The sequence below is a fragment of the Phormidium sp. FACHB-1136 genome (genome assembly GCF_014697375.1).
Taxonomy (GTDB): domain Bacteria; phylum Cyanobacteriota; class Cyanobacteriia; order Phormidesmidales; family Phormidesmidaceae; genus Nodosilinea.
Genome location: NZ_JACJRS010000014.1, coordinates 1 through 15,798, shown reverse-complemented (window position 1 = coordinate 15,798; position 15,798 = coordinate 1). Strand labels below are relative to the sequence as shown.

Here is a 15,798-nt window from a genome sequence, read left to right as displayed (position 1 = left end):
ACCTATTCTGCCCTATCTTGGCCCAAATAATTCTGTATCAATTGCTCCACCCTGGCCTGGGGTGCCCTGGGCGATAGTCGTGGCAGGGGAATTTCGGTCACCTCAGATCCGTTCTCCTGCACCTGGCACAGCACCGGAATTTCGTACTGGTAGCGCTGAAACCAGTCCTCGCGCTGGGTAATGTCCCGCACCTCTAACTCAAAATTGAGGTGATTCGCCGCCACCAGCTTTTCCTCCAAGCCCTCACACAGATGGCATCCCGGCTTGCTATACAGCACAAATTTCATCACTATCCCTCACACTGACCACACCTGACTACACCGTAGGGTGGCCTCGCCCATCATGACCTCCCCCCACGAAGGGCGTGAAAACCACGCCCCTACAACGGTATCGCGCTCTGCCGCCTCAGGCTTAATCGAGATCTATAACATGATCCTGATCTATAGCTTTGACTCAATCACCTCAATGGAGGGCCATTTAACTTGTCCACTGTAATCCTCTATGATGGAAACGAGATGTAGCCTTCTTACCTAAGCAAGGTGATTAACGCTCTTAAGCTTAGTTTTAGACTGTTCAAAACATTTCGTAATACCTCGTCGATCTATCCTAAGATTGACAAAGTAATGAGTAAGGCTACCTACTCAAGGCAATTCCAGCTAAAGCGCCCCTGAGGCCGTTGGCTCTGGCTACTCAGCTTGGTCTACCTCCTCAAGGTTGGACGCCCCACTGGCGGGAATGCGCCCAAGCCCCTGAAACGATTGGCCGAATCGGAGGGTTGCTGAATCGACTGGATCGATGGCCTAACGGCGAGAACACACTAGGAGGATTTTTATGGCTCTTGTCTCACTGCGGCTACTGCTGGATCACGCTGCCGAAAACGGCTACGGGATTCCGGCGTACAACGTCAACAACCTGGAACAAATTCTGGCCATCATGAAGGCCGCTGAGGAAACCGACAGCCCTGTGATTCTACAGGCTTCTCGCGGTGCCCGTTCCTACGCTGGCGAAAACTTTCTGCGTCACCTAGTGATCGCAGCGGTGGAAACCTACCCCCACATTCCCGTGGTGATGCACCAAGACCACGGCAACTCCCCCGCCACCTGCTACTCCGCCCTGCGCAATGGCTTCACCAGCGTCATGATGGACGGCTCCCTGGAAGCCGACGCCAAGACCCCCGCTAGCTTCGAGTACAACGTCGCCGTCACCAGCGAAGTGGTGAAAGTGGCTCACTCCATCGGCTGTAGCGTGGAAGGTGAACTGGGTTGTCTGGGTTCTCTGGAAACGGGCCAAGGCGAAGCCGAAGACGGCCACGGCTTTGAGGGTACCCTCAGCAAAGACCAACTGCTGACCGACCCCGATGAAGCGGTTCAATTCGTGGAAGCCACCCAGGTTGATGCTCTGGCCGTTGCCATCGGCACCAGCCACGGCGCGTACAAGTTCACCCGCAAGCCCACCGGGGAAATCCTGGCCATCAGCCGCATCGAAGAAATTCACCGCCGCCTGCCCAACACCCACCTAGTGATGCACGGCTCTTCCTCCGTGCCCCAAAAGTGGCTGGATATGATCAACGAGTACGGTGGTCAAATTCCCGAAACCTACGGCGTGCCCCTGGAAGAAATCCAAAAGGGCATCAAGAGCGGTGTGCGTAAGGTGAACATCGATACCGACAACCGTCTGGCCATCACCGCCGCTATCCGTGAAGCCGCCGCTAAGGATCCCTCCAACTTCGATCCTCGCCACTTCATGAAGCCCTCGATCAAGTACATGACCGAGGTTTGCGCCGAGCGTTACCAAGCCTTTGGCACCGCCGGAAACGCCAGCAAGATCAAGCAACAGCCCATCGAAGTTTACGCCGCTAAGTACGCGAAGGGCGAACTCGATGCCAAAACTGCTCAAACCGCTGCGGTTTAGGGGATAACCCATCGTCTCTGGCTAACCCCTGGGGTTAGACCCAACATCTGGAACGGTCTCTTTCTCGATAACCCCGAAGGGTGAGTCAAGACATCAAAACCAAAGGTCAGAGAGTGCCTTGCATTCTCTGACCTTTTTAGTGCCCATAGCGAAGTTGACGAGTCGTGGAGCCTGGGACATCGGAGAAATAGCTTCTATTGTTTTAATGCCTTGAGGTCGTGGTCCACCATAGACTCGACCAGCCGCTGAAAGGAATATTCGGGTTGCCACTGTAAGCCAGCCTGGATCTTATCGATGGCCCCCACCAACTGAACGGGTTCATCCGGGCGATAGAAGGCGGGATCCACCGTGACATAGCGTTGGTAATCTAGGCCAAGGTAGCGAAAGGCGCAGTCCACCAAGTCACGCACCGAATGGGTTTCTCCACTGGCGATAATGTAGTCATCGGGTTGCTCTTGCTGGAGCATCAGCCACATTGCTTTTACCACATCTTGCGCATGGCACCAATCCCGACGGGCATCGAGGTTCCCTAGGCGCAGTTCGTCGGCTAGCCCTAGTTTAATTTGTACTGCCCCACGGGTAATTTTACGAAATACAAACTCTGCCCCCCGTCGAGGCGACTCGTGGGTATAGGTGATGCCACAGCAGGCATACAAATCGTACTTTTCTCGATAATTAACGGTCATCCAGTGGGCATAGGCCTTGGCGACACCATAGGGATTACGAGGGCGAAAAGCCGTTTTTTCCGTTTGGGGCGACTCATCCGGCTGGCCAAACACCTCACTACTGGAGGCCTGATAAAAACGTGTATCGGGCTTACATCGACGAATCGCCTCCAGCAGGCGAGATACCCCCAAGGCCGTATACTCAGCGGTTAGAGAGGGCTGAGTCCAAGACAAGGGCACATAGCTTTGGGACGCGAGGTTATAAATTTCATCGGGCTGCGTCTGATCGATGGCATCAATTAAAGAAAACTGATCCAGTAGATCACCGGAAATAACCTCAATTCGCTCTGAAAAATGGTTAATGCGCTCAAAACTACTGGAGCTAGAACGTCGCACCATGCCATAGACCTGATACCCTTGGGCCAGCAAAAACTCCGCCAAGTAGGATCCGTCTTGTCCTGTTAGTCCTGTGATTAGTGCTTTCTTCATGATGATCGCTAGGGGAAAAGTCACTCAGCCCATGTGGTTAAGTTGGCTGACCTACTCCAATTCCCTTGAAGGATCCAAGATGTACTTCTTGCTCAGGGGCTCAACCTCAGTGACCATATCTGACCTGGCCAGAGAGAACGCATCAAAGGCTATCAAAGGTCGTTGATCACTACCATAGTGCGACTTATTCTGCACTGAGAGGCAACGCTTCGTCAACGGAAGTCGCTATGCTAGAAAGACTGATTTTTGAACTGAGTGGCGGCGGAACTCTGAACTTCCATGGCAATTGAACCGATTCATGTGATTGGCGGCGGCCTTGCGGGCACCGAAGCCACCTGGCAAATTGCCCAGGCGGGGGTGCCCGTGGTGCTCCACGAAATGCGGCCCCAGCGCACCTCTCCGGCCCACCACAGCGAGGAGGTGGCGGAACTGGTGTGTAGCAATTCCTTTGGGGCCCAGGCCACGGATCGGGCATCGGGGTTGCTCCATGAGGAACTGCGGCGACTGGGGTCGGTGATTATTGCCAAGGCGGACGAGCATCAGGTACCCGCCGGAGGGGCTCTGGCGGTGGATCGGGGCCACTTTAGCCACGACCTCACCACCACCCTGGAACGCCATCCGCTGATTGAACTGCGGCGGGAGGAGGTACACCAGATTCCGACCGAGGGCATTACGGTGCTGACCACTGGCCCCCTCACCACGGAAGCCCTAGCCGCCGACTTGCAGCGGTTCACCGGACAGGATTATATGAGCTTCTTCGATGCCGCCAGCCCGATTGTGGTGGGCGACAGCATCAATCAGGACGTGGCCTTCATGGCTTCCCGCTACGACCGGGGCGAGGCCGCCTACCTCAACTGCCCCATGAACCGGGAGCAGTACCTCCACTTTTGGACGGAACTCTGCAAGGCAGAACAGGCGGAACTGAAGGACTTTGAGCGCGAAACCGCCAAGTTCTTTGAAGCCTGTCTGCCCATCGAAGAAATGGCCCGCCGAGGGGAAGACACCATGCGCTACGGCCCCCTCAAACCCGTGGGACTATTTGATGCGCGACTGGGGGATTTCAAAGATCCCTATAACAAGGACAAAAAGCCCTATGCCGTGGTGCAACTGCGCCAGGAGGATCGTCAGGGCCAGCTTTGGAATATGGTGGGCTTTCAGACCAACCTGCGCTGGGGCGAACAGGCACGGGTGTTCCGGCTAATTCCAGGCTTGGAAAATGCCGAATTTGTCCGCATGGGGGTGATGCACCGCAATACGTTTATCAACTCCCCGGAACTGCTGCACCGCACCCTTCAGTTCAAAACCCGGCCCACCCTGTTGGCGGCGGGGCAACTGGTGGGCACCGAGGGCTATACCGCCGCCACGGCGGGGGGCTGGCTGGCGGGCACCAATGCGGCCCGGTTGGCGTTGGGGTTGGAACCCCTGGAACTGCCCGTCACCACCATGATGGGAGCCCTGCTCGACTTCATTAGCACGGCGGAACCCAAGCACTTCCAGCCCATGCCGCCCAACTTTGGCATTTTGCCCGCCCTGCCCAGCAAAATTCGCAATAAGCGCGAACGCTACGGCCAGTATCGTGATCGGGGGTTAGCCGACCTAGATACTTGGGCCACCCAGCACCGGATACGCCCTTCCTTCTTTTCCCTCCACACACCAGAAATCAACATACCTCTGCTCAGGTACAGGTGAATACCTCAAAACTGCCCATGACCCGATCACGGGCGTGGGTGGTGTCTCTGTTTGATCGCGATTTGATCGCGATGGCATACCGGGCTACGGTACAGTGGATCGCTCAACACGACGTCCAGGCCGCAATGGATGGGGCGGTCGCCATTGCTGGAGTACAAGCCTGGAGTGATCGCAAACGCCAGATCTTTAAGCCTCAGCATCTAAAGGCCGCTTGGGATCGGCTCCAGAGTCAGGGCTGGTTAGCCTAGTTGTTGCGCTTGCGGCGCTATCCGATGTTTGCCCGCTATCTGCCATGGAATCCCCCTCCGTTGCACATTGTGTAACCAGCGCCCCAGGGCCGGAGGGATTGGCCATAGTAGAGGTATCGCATTGGGAGATGGGCTATGGTCAACGGGATAGGACGGAGTGGCTTTGGCAATCTGCGACCCTTGGCGCTGACGTTAGGCCTCGCCGGAATGGTGCTGATGGGTGGCTGTGCGGGGGCTTCGGTGATGGAAGCCATGGGCGAGGGCAGCAAGGCCGATGGGGCGGGATCGGTGGCACTGGAATCTGCTCCCCAACGAGGCATGACGGCACCATCGGCGGAGGCGATGGACACGCAGAGGATGGCCGAGGCTCCCCCGGTGCCGGGAGCGGAGGTGGGCCAAGCCACGCCCCAACTGGTGAAGCGGGCCACCCTAGTACTCACCCTGACGGATATTGACGGAGCCATGGCCCAGGTGCAGACGGTGGTGCGTCAGGCCCAGGGAGATCTGCTGCAACTGGAGGATTCTCGCCGCCCCGAAGGCACCGCCCACCAGGTGTATATGACTCTGCGAGTGCCCCAGGCCAAGCTTGATCCCACCCTAGCGGCTTTGCGAGAGTTGGGCACGGTGCAGTCCCAGTCCCTCAGCGCCGAGGATGTGTCGTCGCAGTTGGTGGATTTAGAGGCCCGGATTAAGAACCTGCGCCAGTCCGAAACTGCCCTGCAAAGCATCATGGAGCGATCCGGAGAAATTTCCCACGTCCTAGAGGTAGCGAGGGAATTGGGCACCGTCCGCGACTCCATCGAACGGCTGAGCGCCCAGCAGCAAACCCTTCAGCGCCAGGTAGCCTATTCCACCATCGACCTCACCCTACAAAGCCCGATCACGGCGGTGCCCCCCCTGCGTCCCGTCTCGGAAACCCTAGGCAACACTTGGCAATCGGCCACCCAATCCGTGCAAGCCTTCACCGTGGGCGGACTGAAAATTGGCCTGTGGTTCCTGGCCTATAGCCCCTACTGGGTGGTCTTGGCCGCGTTGATCTACGGCGGCTATCGGTTGCGGCATCACCGTTTGCCCTCCGGCCCGGTTGAAGGGGAGCAGCCCTCCCAGGCAGACTCCTGAGGAATGATCTCCAATAGCGAGACTGGAGCCTCAAAATCCGGAAGATATACCCCCGAAATGACCAGGGTGGTCATGCGGGCCACCCATGAGAGTGGGTGAGGGCTTTAACCTCGGCTTGCCTGAACAGGAGCATAGGGCAGCGGGCCTCCAGGACATCCTCCAGATCGCTGGGGGCGTCAAAGCAGCGGTTCACCAACGGCATCGGCAAGTCGCCAGAGGCATTCAGCGGGTTGTAATTTGGGAGAGTAGGTAATTTGGGAGAGTAGGGCGGTAATACCAAATTTGAATTGGAAAACCCCGATTCCTAGCCCAGCAAACCGTAGAGGCGATGTCTCCTCGCCCGCTGATACCGGGGGCAAACCATCCAGAGTTGGCATCACACTAAAAAAAAGCGGATGGACGTATCCACCCGCTTCCTTGCTAGCCGGAGCAAGCCCTAGGGCTCAGATCTAGATTCGGTATCCTCTGACGTTATTTGCCTTCGGGTTCCGAGAACTCGGCGTCAATCACGTCATCGTCGCCGCTGGAGCTACCGTCCGAGGCTCCGGCATCCGCCGCCCCCGGTGCATCGCCCCCGGCCTGCTGGTACAGGCTGGTGCTGATGCCGTAGAGGGTTTGCTGGAGTTGTTCGGTGAGGGTTTTGATGGTGTCGAAGTTCTCCGCCGCAATGGCGTCCTTCAGTTCCTTGATTTCCCCTTCGGCTTTGGCCTTGTCGGCGGCGGGCACCTTGTCGCCCATGTCGGTCAGTTGCTTTTCGGCCTGGTAGGCGAGGGAGTCGGCCTGGTTCTTCAGGTCGATGCGCTCGCGACGCTCCTTGTCGGCGGCGGCGTTGGCTTCGGCGTCTTTGACCATTTTCTCCACATCTTTCTCATCCAGGGTGGAGGCACCGGAAATGGTGATGGTCTGCTCTTTGCCCGTCCCCTTGTCCTTGGCGGTGACGTTCAGGATGCCGTTGGCGTCGATGTCGAAGATCACTTCGATTTGGGGCACGCCACGGGGAGCCGGGGGAATGCCGGAGAGCTGGAAGGTTCCCAGGCTCTTGTTGTCGGCGGCCATTTCCCGCTCGCCCTGGAGGACTTTGATTTCCACGTTGGTTTGGCCATCCTGGGCGGTGGAGAACACCTCGGACTTTTTGGTGGGGATGGTGGTGTTGCGCTGGATTAGCTTGGTCATGACGCCGCCCAGGGTTTCCACACCCAGGGACAGGGGAGTCACGTCCAGCAGCAGGATGTCCTTCACTTCCCCAGCCAGCACACCGCCTTGGATTGCGGCCCCCACGGCCACCACCTCATCGGGGTTCACGGTTTCGTTGGGTTCCTTATCCAGAGTGCGCTTCACCACCTCTTTAACGGCGGGAATCCGGGTGGAACCACCCACCAGCACCACTTCGTTGATGTCGCTCTTGCCCAGCTTGGCATCCTTCAGGGCTTGCTCCACGGGAATGCGGCAGCGATCGATCAGGTCGGCGCAGAGTTCTTCAAACTTGGCGCGGGTGAGGGTCATTTCCAGGTGCTTGGGGCCGTCCTGGGTGGCGGTAATGAAGGGCAGATTGATTTCCGCCTGGGTAACGCTGGACAGCTCGATTTTGGCCTTCTCAGCGGCTTCGGTAAGGCGTTGCAGGGCTTGCTTGTCTTTCCGCAGGTCGATGCCTTCCATTTTTTGGAATTCGCCCGCCAGGAAGTCTACGATCTTCTTGTCGAAGTCGTCGCCGCCCAGGTGGGTGTCGCCGCTGGTGGCCAGCACCTCAAACACGCCATCGCCCACTTCCAGGATGGACACGTCGAAGGTACCGCCGCCGAGGTCAAACACCAGGATGGTTTCGTTGCTCTTGCGGTCGAGGCCGTAGGCCAGGGCGGCGGCGGTAGGCTCGTTGATGATCCGCAGCACTTCGAGTCCGGCAATTTTCCCGGCGTCTTTCGTGGCTTGGCGCTGGGAGTCGTTGAAGTAGGCGGGTACGGTGATCACCGCCTGGGTCACTTTTTCGCCGAGGTACTTGCTGGCGTCGTCGGCCAGTTTCCGCAGTACCTGGGCAGAAATTTCTTCGGGGGCAAACTGCTGACCCGCCTGGGGACAGTCAATTTTGACGTTGTTGCCCACGTTCAATACTTTGTAGGCCACTTCGGTGGATTCGGTACCCACTTCGTCGTAGCGGCGACCGATGAACCGCTTCACCGAATAAAAGGTGTTTTCGGGGTTCATTACCGCCTGACGCTTGGCGATTTGGCCCACCAGGCGATCCCCATTTTTGGCATAGGCCACCACCGAGGGCGTGGTACGGAACCCTTCGGCGTTAGCGATTACGGTGGGTTTCCCCCCCTCCATCACGGCAACCACCGAGTTGGTGGTACCCAAGTCAATTCCTACAACTTTTCCCATAGTTTTTTTGCTCCGGCTTAAGAACTATATCTATAGTGCGTGGTTCCTCCATTTCTCTAAAGGGGAGGATACCGAACCACCCAAGGCGGGCTTTGCGCTGGAGTCGGGTAGTTCAGACTAACGAGGTAATCTCAATAGATCGCAAATGCTTCTCTCGGCCATGGCTTTGCCCTCACCCCAAACCCCTCTCCCAAGCCTGGGAGAGGGGCTTTGAACCTTCCTGCTCCCCTTCTTCCCAATGTTGGGAGAAGGGGCTGGGGGATGAGGGCTGGCAGGGGCTTTGCGATCTACTGTTTTTTATGCATTAAAGTACATATGAATTATATTGTGAATATTTTAGGATGAATCTAGGCCGCTGTCCCTTCTCGCCGTGCCGCCATGACTAGCACCCTATCGTCCAAAACCCTGCTCACCTTCGAGGACTACCTCGCCTATGACGATGGCACCGATACCCGCTACGAACTGGTGGATGGAGAGATTGTAGCCATGCCCCCAGAATCTCCAGAAAACCTCAAGTTGGCCCGGTTTTTGATGGTGCAGTTCCTCCAATATCTGCCCCTAGATCGCGTTGCCTACAACACCGAAGTAGAGGTAATGGGACGCCGCGCCCGCTGCCGGATTCCTGACCTGCTGGTGCATTCGGAAGAGTCCCTCTTGGCGATTCAGGATCAGCCCCGCGCCACCCTTACCCGCGATATGCCGCCCCCGGCCCTAGTGGTAGAAGTGGTTAGCCCTGGGGAAGCCAACCGCAGCCGAGACTATCGCCACAAGCGCACCGAGTACGCCGCCCGTGGCATTGCCGAATATTGGATCGTAGACCCCGAAACCTGCCAGGTGACGATTTGCGAGTGGGTAGATGGCCAGTACGAAGACACCGTATTTCAGGGCGATGAGGCGCTTCAATCTACGGTGGTGCCCCAAATTGCTCTGACGGTGGATCAACTCTTCGCAGATTCGTGAGCGGTGACCTGAGTCGAAACCTCATAAAAGTCCTCTGTAGGGTCGAACCTAGGACATCTCTGCGGTGGAACGGAAGGCCCAGGTAAAATAGGGGCAACGCTAGAGCCCATGCCATGAAGCGCATTAGAAGCTACCAGTTGTTGAATCCCCTGGGGCCGCAGGGAAAGTATTGTAAAACCTCCCTGGCTCGCAATTATGACCTTCCCAGTGCGCCCTATTGCGTGGTGAAGCAACTCCACCAGCCACCGTTCCCGAAAATACAGGAACTCTTTGCGCGGGAAGCGAAGGTGCTGGATCGGCTGGGCCAACATTCCCACATTCCACGACTGATCGCCTCCTTTTCCGAAGTGGATTCTGAGGGGGACTACTTCTATCTGGTGCAGGAGTACATTGAAGGGCAAGACTTGAGCGGCGAAATTAGCCCCGGCCAAACCCTGCGCGATTCCCAAGTGCGGGATCTGTTGCGCCAGGTGCTCACTATCCTGAGCTTTGTCCACGACCACAAGGTAATTCACCGCGACATCAGCCCTAAGAACCTGATCCACTGCACCGAAAACCGGGAAATTTACCTGATTGACTTTGGCTCGGTGAAGGAGCTTAGCAACAGTACCCGTACCCGCTTTGGACAAATTCGTACCCCCACCTTGGTGGGAACGCCGGGGTATATGGCCCCAGAGCAGCAGCGGGGAAAACCTTGTTTCGCCAGCGATTTGTATAGCCTGGGCATGGTAGCGGTGGCGGCGCTCACCGGAGTTGCACCCCACACCTTGCCCACCAACCCCAAAACAGGCAACCTGATCTGGCAAGATCGCCTCACCCGTCGTCCCGACGATCCGGCGTTGATTCAGTTTATTGATCGGCTGGTGGCCCACCATGCCGCGAACCGCCCCACCTCGGCGGCGATGGCCCTAGCCGAATTTGAGCAAGCCCTCGGCTCAGGCCGTAACGCCACCTTGGCTCGGCCCGTGGATGTCGCTATCCCCAACGATTCTGCGCCCACAGGTGTTGTCAATGCCCGTCCATCCGATGATTGGGCACCCACGGATGTTGTCGCCCCCCGCAACCCCAACCGCGTCACCACCGTTGTGCAAGAGGTTCTACCCTGGGACAGCATCTTCAAATACAGCATTCGAGGATCTGCCGTGTTGATTGCCCTGGCAACGGTTTGGGGCCTGGGCGGCATGGCAAAAACGCGGCTGGACTGGTGGTGGTATGCCCGTCAGCAACCCCCAGATCTGCAAACCCGCTACCTAGAGGCCGATGAACGTGACCTAACCTGTTTGTTCGATTGGGATAACTGCCAGGTGCGCCTCCACACCCAAGCCTTTCAGCCCTACTGGGAGATGACCACCGCCGCCCAAGCCGAGGGCATCTCTTTCTGGTGCGAGTCGGGGTTTCAGTCTATCGAGCAACAGCAGCGCAAGGGTGATCAAGGGTCTGAGGTGGCCCTGGTTCGTGCCCTGAATGCATCGGACTACCACACTGGGTTTGCCGTTGTCCTCAGCCTGCAAGCCCCAGAAGATCGCCGCCCCACCTCCCGCCGCGAGTTTGAGCGATCCCCTGTCTTTCGCTGGCTGCAAGACAATGCTGCCGACTACGGCTTTGCCCTCTCCTACCCCAAGGGCCACCCCAACTACGAACCCTGGCGCTGGCGCTACATCGGCCCCGGCTCGGTCTTCAACAGCCCGTAGGGTGCCATTCGCGAACCATCCTTGGCCAAGAGAAGATACCCCTGGGGTCGCAATGCACCGCTTTCCTCGCAGAAAGCCCAGTACGTTACCCTGGAAGCAGCGCCATCTCAGGTTTACCAACACCATCGAGGTACGTCCCTATGCAAGCCATCGAGTTTGAAACGACCCTTCACAACGGCATCGTTACCCTGCCGCCAGAACAGGCCACCCAGTGGGAAGGCCAAGCCGTTCGGGTGATTGTTCTGAATCCTGCCGATGCGACCCTGCCAGCGTCCATCAGTCCACCCCCAACCTCTCTGCTCAGCCAGCTTCGGCAAATTAAAATCTCGGCCCCACCCGATTTCTCGGAAAATGTGGACGCTTACCTAGTGGACACTGACCTGAATGGCGAACACGATGCCTGATGCGCTGTTTGTCGATACGGGCTACGTGATTGCCCTCATCAACCAAAACGATCAACATCATCAGCAAGCGCTGCACCTGGCCGAACGCTACGATGGTTATCCCCTCGTCACCACCGATGCGATTTTGCTGGAAATTGGGAATGCTCTATCGCGCCTTGCCCGCAGCGAAGCGGCCACCATCATTCGCTATTTTCAAACGGCCTCAGAGGTCACGCTCGTGCCGCTAACGCCCGACCTGCTGGCAGCAGCCCTAGCCCTCTATGCCCAGCACCAAGACAAAACCTGGGGTTTGGTCGATTGCGTTTCCTTTGTCGTAATGCGAAACCACCATCTGTCTACGGTGCTTGGCTTTGATCGTCACTTCGTGCAAGCCGGGTTTACCCTCGCCTCATAACCTCGTTCCGCCCACGCTCTATGATTTTCCTTGGCGGGATGGGTAAGCTAAGGAGGAGTATCCGCGAACGCTTTCCCCAGTACAGCCATGAGCCAAATCATCGACGGGCGCTACGAAGTTATCCAAGCCCTAAGCGAAGGTGCGTTTGGCATAACCTATTTGGCCAAAGATTTGCGCCGCCCTGGGCAACCCCGCTGTGTGGTGAAGCAACTGAATCTCGAACGAGAGTTTACAGATGATGAGTTGCAGGCCACGCTTAGCTTTTTTGACCAAGAGGCGGAAATCCTGGAACGTCTAGGTAGCCATGACCAAATTCCACTGTTGTTGGCGCATCTGGAAGAAGACGGTAATTTTTACATCGTGCAGGATTTTCTGGAAGGGCGTACCCTCCGAGACGAACTGCGTGACGTGAAGCGTCTGCCCGAAACAGAGGTGATCACCCTACTGCGCCAAGGGCTAACGGTACTCAGCTATGTGCATCAGCAAGGGGTCATCCATCGCGACATCAAGCCCGAAAACCTAATCCGCCGCCGGGATGGGGTAATGTGCCTGATTGACTTTGGCATTGTGAAAGAATTTTCCGCTCAATACCTTAGTCGCATGGCCCCTACCACTGACATTGCGGGTACTCAGGGATATGCTCCTGATGAACAATTTCGCCGAGGCAAACCATGCCCTGCCAGCGATGTCTATGCACTGGGCATGGTGGCCATAGAAGCCCTGACCGGGAAATTTCCGACCGAATTGGATACCGACCCTGCCACCGCAGAACTGGTTTGGCAAACGGGCCTGCAAATTAACCCTGCCCTAGCCAAGGTGCTAACCAAAATGGTGCGCCACCACCACAGCCGCCGCTATGTCGATGGGAAACAGGCACTGCAAGCCTTAGAAAAAACTCTTACTAAAGGCGTGCCAACGGTTGTAGTTAGCCCTAAATCACCAAAAGTCAATGAGGATGAGCTCAGATCAGACAGGGGGATTGACTACACTCGTCTACGCAAACTACTCAAAGCTCAAAAGTGGCGCAAAGCTGATAGAGAAACCTATGAGGTGATGATCCGTGCCGTAGGCAAAAATTCTGGCGATTGGTTCACCATGGATGAATTATGGAATTTTCCCGGCACGGACTTACACACGATTGATAGGCTGTGGATGAAATATAGTCAGGGCAAGTTTGGCTTTAGTGTGCAGAAGCACATCTTGATAGAATGTGGAGCCAATCCGGATTCCTGGAGTTTAGATAAAGGGGTTTGGGAAGAGTTTAAGAACCGCATTGGCTGGGATCGTGATTCCAATTGGCAGAGTTATTATGCTCGTAACTTCAATTTGTCCCCATCTCCTTATGGAAGATTTCCCTTACAGTGGGCAGTAGCCGGGTGGGGAGGACTCAAAACGAGTCAATTTTGGTTTTATTGCCAGGACATACTGTTTGAAAAATCTGTTTGGGTAATAGTAATTGGTGCACCACTCGCAGTAAGTGTAGTAAGCTATTTTACTGACCCCGAAGTGAATCCGATCTGGTTCGCCTTGGGCCTGTTCACTATGATTGTATCTTTAATAGGCCCTCCATTAGTTATAGGCGGTTATTACCTTGTTAGAGGATTTGAATATATGTGGGCAGTACATCAGGGTGTAATGGGACTTCTCTACCACAAAGACTTGTAAACTGTAGCAGATAAGCGCTTCAGCCCGATCCAAAAGAATGATTACCGACCCCCTCTGCACGGAAAACTAGGTGTTTCGGAGATCGCTTACCTGGCACCAAGGGTCATGTCGTATTGGCCTCAAATCGGGCACTTACCACATCAACATTCGTAGGGTGCATAATGCCAAGGCGAGGTTACGCCAACGCTCAGCCATGCACCCCTAAATCCACGCTTTACCCCGCCCGAAACCGATCCATCAACCACCGCATCATCGTTCCGTCATCCTCCGTTTGGGAGCGGTTTAGGGCTTCCTCCACCACCGCCATTTCCAGACTGGGCAACACCTCCGACACCGCCATTTCTCCACTGCCCCAGACCCGTCACGACTGCTAGGATAGGAGTACATCGTAGGATCCCAGGCATGGAGCAATCCGAAGTCATCGCCCTCATCCAGCAAGAACTTCCCCGGCTCATGGCCCAAGAGCCCCAGGTGAGGGAGTTTATTCTGCAAACCGTCTCCGACTTTTACATGGGGCGGCGAGAGGCCGACAACAAATTTGACCGCATCCTAGCCGAACTACAGCGGGATCGAGAGGAGCAAGCCCGCAAGTGGGACGAACAAAATCGCAAGTGGGATGAACAAGACCGCAGGTGGAACGAGCAAGCCAGCCAGTGGGCCGAACAAAACCGCAGGTGGGCCGAACAAAGCCGCAAGTGGGACGAGCAAGACCGCAGGTGGGATGAGCAAGCCAGCCAGTGGGCCGAACAAAACCGCAGGTGGGCCGAACAAAGCCGCAAGTGGGCCGAGCAAGACCGCAGGTGGGATGAGCAAGCCAGCCAGTGGGCCGAACAAAACCGCAGGTGGGACGAGCAAAACCGTAAGTGGGACGAGCAAAACCGTAAGTGGGACGAGCAACTCGCAGAAATCCGTCGCCTAGATAAACGATACGACAGCACTATCGGAGCCTTGGGGGCTCGGTGGGGGCTCTCGGCTGAGGCGAGTTTCCGTGGTGCGCTGGCGGGCATTTTAACCGAATCCTTTGCGGTGGAGGTGCTGAACCTCACCCTTTACGACCCAGAGGGCGAGGTGTTTGGCCGTCCAGATCAGGTGGAGATTGCCCTGATTATCAAAAACGGCCTGACGATTGCCTGCGAAATCAAGTCCTCCATTGATAAAGCCGGGATGTACAGCTTTGGTCGCAAGGTAGACTTCTACGAAAGGCATGAACAACGGCCCATCAGCCGCAAAATTGTGGTTTCGCCGATGGTGGATAGCCGCGCCTTGCCCGTAGCCCAAGCGCTGGGCATCGAAATCTATAGCTATGCGGATGCGGTCGAAGGACTTTAGGACAGCCGTTCATCGGTTTAGAGTCGTGAAGCCGCTACCCATGGCAATGGCGTGACAACTTTTCGACTGGGTCAATTCAATTGGGCCAATGAATTGGGCAACGTCAAGCTCTAGGGTTTCTACATCGCCTGTCGGAAGTTGGCCAATCGCTGAAAACTACCGGGGCCACATTCTTTTTCAAACGCCTGCACAATCCAGTCCTGGCATTTGCCGAGGCGTTTGGCGCTGTTTTGCAGGTATTCCCAAGCTTTCAGGCTGGATTGACGCTGCGATAGTCTAAACCCTGGACGGCTGGGGTGAACGGCTGCGCTGGTGGCCTTGTCCGGTGCAGGTAACGGTTTATGACGGAGTTGTAACGGAGCATCCTGTTTTGCAAATAAACCTACCCATCTGGGCAGGCACCCAAAAACCTGGGCATCCTGAAAATAATTGGGCTATCCCTAGTACCCTGCCGCTGGGGGTGGCCCAAGGTTGCTACCGTTGAGAGCCGTTGCCCATGCCATGCCCCGCCGCCCATCCCAGCCCCGCAAGCTGCCCGAAAGCTATAGCCACCCAGAGGCCAACAGCCCCCTCCGCCCGGATGTGGGCACCCAAGGGCAATTTCCCAAGGCGAAGCGCAAGCCGCCCCAAACCTACCGCTACGATTCTTCTCTATCGCCTGCGCTAGATTGGGACGACAACCCCGCCCGCAACCAGGCCGAGGCGTTGATTGCATTCATTTAGCAACGTTGATAGGTTAAGAGTAGTCAGTTAAGCTGTTAGTCATCTAAACTGCGTATAATACATTAAAATTCTGGAATAAGCCATGGGAGTCAGAAACTATCTAACGTCAGAGGAAAAGCAAGAGCTTCAGAAGCA

15 protein-coding genes are annotated in these 15,798 nt (G+C 56.4%); 11 read left to right on the top strand and 4 right to left on the bottom strand.

What is annotated here, in order from left to right; genetic code table 11:
• Window positions 1–2: 2 nt before the first annotated feature.
• Entirely contained in the window at window positions 3–287 is a 285-nt protein-coding gene (locus H6G62_RS06395) for a glutaredoxin family protein (protein ID WP_190493286.1), read from the bottom strand.
• A gap of 544 nt (window positions 288–831) precedes the next feature.
• Between H6G62_RS06395 and fba the strand changes: the two genes are divergently transcribed.
• A complete protein-coding gene (gene fba / locus H6G62_RS06390; protein ID WP_190493285.1) occupies window positions 832–1,911 on the top strand; it encodes a class II fructose-bisphosphate aldolase in 1,080 nt (359 codons plus the stop codon).
• 194 nt (window positions 1,912–2,105) lie between these two features.
• On the opposite strand, the gene H6G62_RS06385 is transcribed toward fba, so the two are convergent.
• Window positions 2,106–3,065, bottom strand: coding sequence for a GDP-mannose 4,6-dehydratase (locus H6G62_RS06385; RefSeq protein ID WP_199324788.1), 960 nt, complete (start codon window positions 3,063–3,065; stop codon window positions 2,106–2,108).
• A gap of 279 nt (window positions 3,066–3,344) precedes the next feature.
• Here H6G62_RS06385 and trmFO point away from each other — a divergent pair, with 279 nt between their 5' ends.
• The 3 genes from trmFO to H6G62_RS06370 all read left to right on the top strand — a co-directional run bounded on the left by trmFO (window position 3,345) and on the right by H6G62_RS06370 (window position 6,121).
• Complete coding sequence (trmFO, locus tag H6G62_RS06380; RefSeq protein WP_190493284.1) at window positions 3,345–4,754, top strand: FADH(2)-oxidizing methylenetetrahydrofolate--tRNA-(uracil(54)-C(5))-methyltransferase TrmFO; 1,410 nt, start codon at window positions 3,345–3,347, stop codon at window positions 4,752–4,754.
• A complete protein-coding gene (locus tag H6G62_RS06375) occupies window positions 4,751–5,002 on the top strand; it encodes a hypothetical protein (RefSeq protein ID WP_190493283.1) in 252 nt (83 codons plus the stop codon). Before trmFO ends, H6G62_RS06375 begins: the two co-directional genes overlap by 4 nt.
• Window positions 5,003–5,137: 135 nt before the next feature.
• The gene (locus H6G62_RS06370) at window positions 5,138–6,121 is read left to right on the top strand and encodes a DUF4349 domain-containing protein (RefSeq protein ID WP_190493282.1); all 984 of its coding nucleotides are present in this window, start codon (window positions 5,138–5,140) and stop codon (window positions 6,119–6,121) included.
• 471 nt (window positions 6,122–6,592) lie between these two features.
• Here H6G62_RS06370 and dnaK read toward each other — a convergent pair whose 3' ends face one another.
• Window positions 6,593–8,497, bottom strand: coding sequence for a molecular chaperone DnaK (gene dnaK / locus H6G62_RS06365; RefSeq protein WP_190493281.1), 1,905 nt, complete (start codon window positions 8,495–8,497; stop codon window positions 6,593–6,595).
• 378 nt (window positions 8,498–8,875) lie between these two features.
• Here dnaK and H6G62_RS06360 point away from each other — a divergent pair, with 378 nt between their 5' ends.
• From H6G62_RS06360 to H6G62_RS06340, 5 genes are all read left to right on the top strand, one after another.
• Window positions 8,876–9,457, top strand: a complete 582-nt coding sequence (locus H6G62_RS06360) for a Uma2 family endonuclease (protein WP_190493280.1) — start codon at window positions 8,876–8,878, stop codon at window positions 9,455–9,457.
• Between the two features lie 113 nt (window positions 9,458–9,570).
• The gene (locus H6G62_RS06355; protein WP_190493279.1) at window positions 9,571–11,148 is read left to right on the top strand and encodes a protein kinase; all 1,578 of its coding nucleotides are present in this window, start codon (window positions 9,571–9,573) and stop codon (window positions 11,146–11,148) included.
• Window positions 11,149–11,288: 140 nt separating this feature from the next.
• Window positions 11,289–11,552, top strand: coding sequence for a hypothetical protein (locus tag H6G62_RS06350; protein ID WP_190493278.1), 264 nt, complete (start codon window positions 11,289–11,291; stop codon window positions 11,550–11,552).
• Window positions 11,533–11,946, top strand: coding sequence for a PIN domain-containing protein (locus H6G62_RS06345; RefSeq protein ID WP_199324787.1), 414 nt, complete (start codon window positions 11,533–11,535; stop codon window positions 11,944–11,946). The genes H6G62_RS06350 and H6G62_RS06345 overlap by 20 nt, the downstream gene beginning before the upstream one ends.
• Window positions 11,947–12,033: 87 nt before the next feature.
• Window positions 12,034–13,611, top strand: a complete 1,578-nt coding sequence (locus H6G62_RS06340; protein ID WP_190493277.1) for a serine/threonine-protein kinase — start codon at window positions 12,034–12,036, stop codon at window positions 13,609–13,611.
• Window positions 13,612–13,825: 214 nt separating this feature from the next.
• Here the strand turns inward: H6G62_RS06340 and H6G62_RS28255 are convergent, their stop codons facing one another.
• Entirely contained in the window at window positions 13,826–13,951 is a 126-nt protein-coding gene (locus H6G62_RS28255; protein WP_277883003.1) for a hypothetical protein, read from the bottom strand.
• Between the two features lie 62 nt (window positions 13,952–14,013).
• Between H6G62_RS28255 and H6G62_RS06335 the strand changes: the two genes are divergently transcribed.
• Window positions 14,014–14,940, top strand: coding sequence for a DUF3782 domain-containing protein (locus H6G62_RS06335; protein WP_190493276.1), 927 nt, complete (start codon window positions 14,014–14,016; stop codon window positions 14,938–14,940).
• 480 nt (window positions 14,941–15,420) lie between these two features.
• Window positions 15,421–15,663, top strand: a complete 243-nt coding sequence (locus H6G62_RS06330) for a hypothetical protein (RefSeq protein ID WP_190493275.1) — start codon at window positions 15,421–15,423, stop codon at window positions 15,661–15,663.
• The last annotated feature ends 135 nt before the right edge of the window (window positions 15,664–15,798 follow it).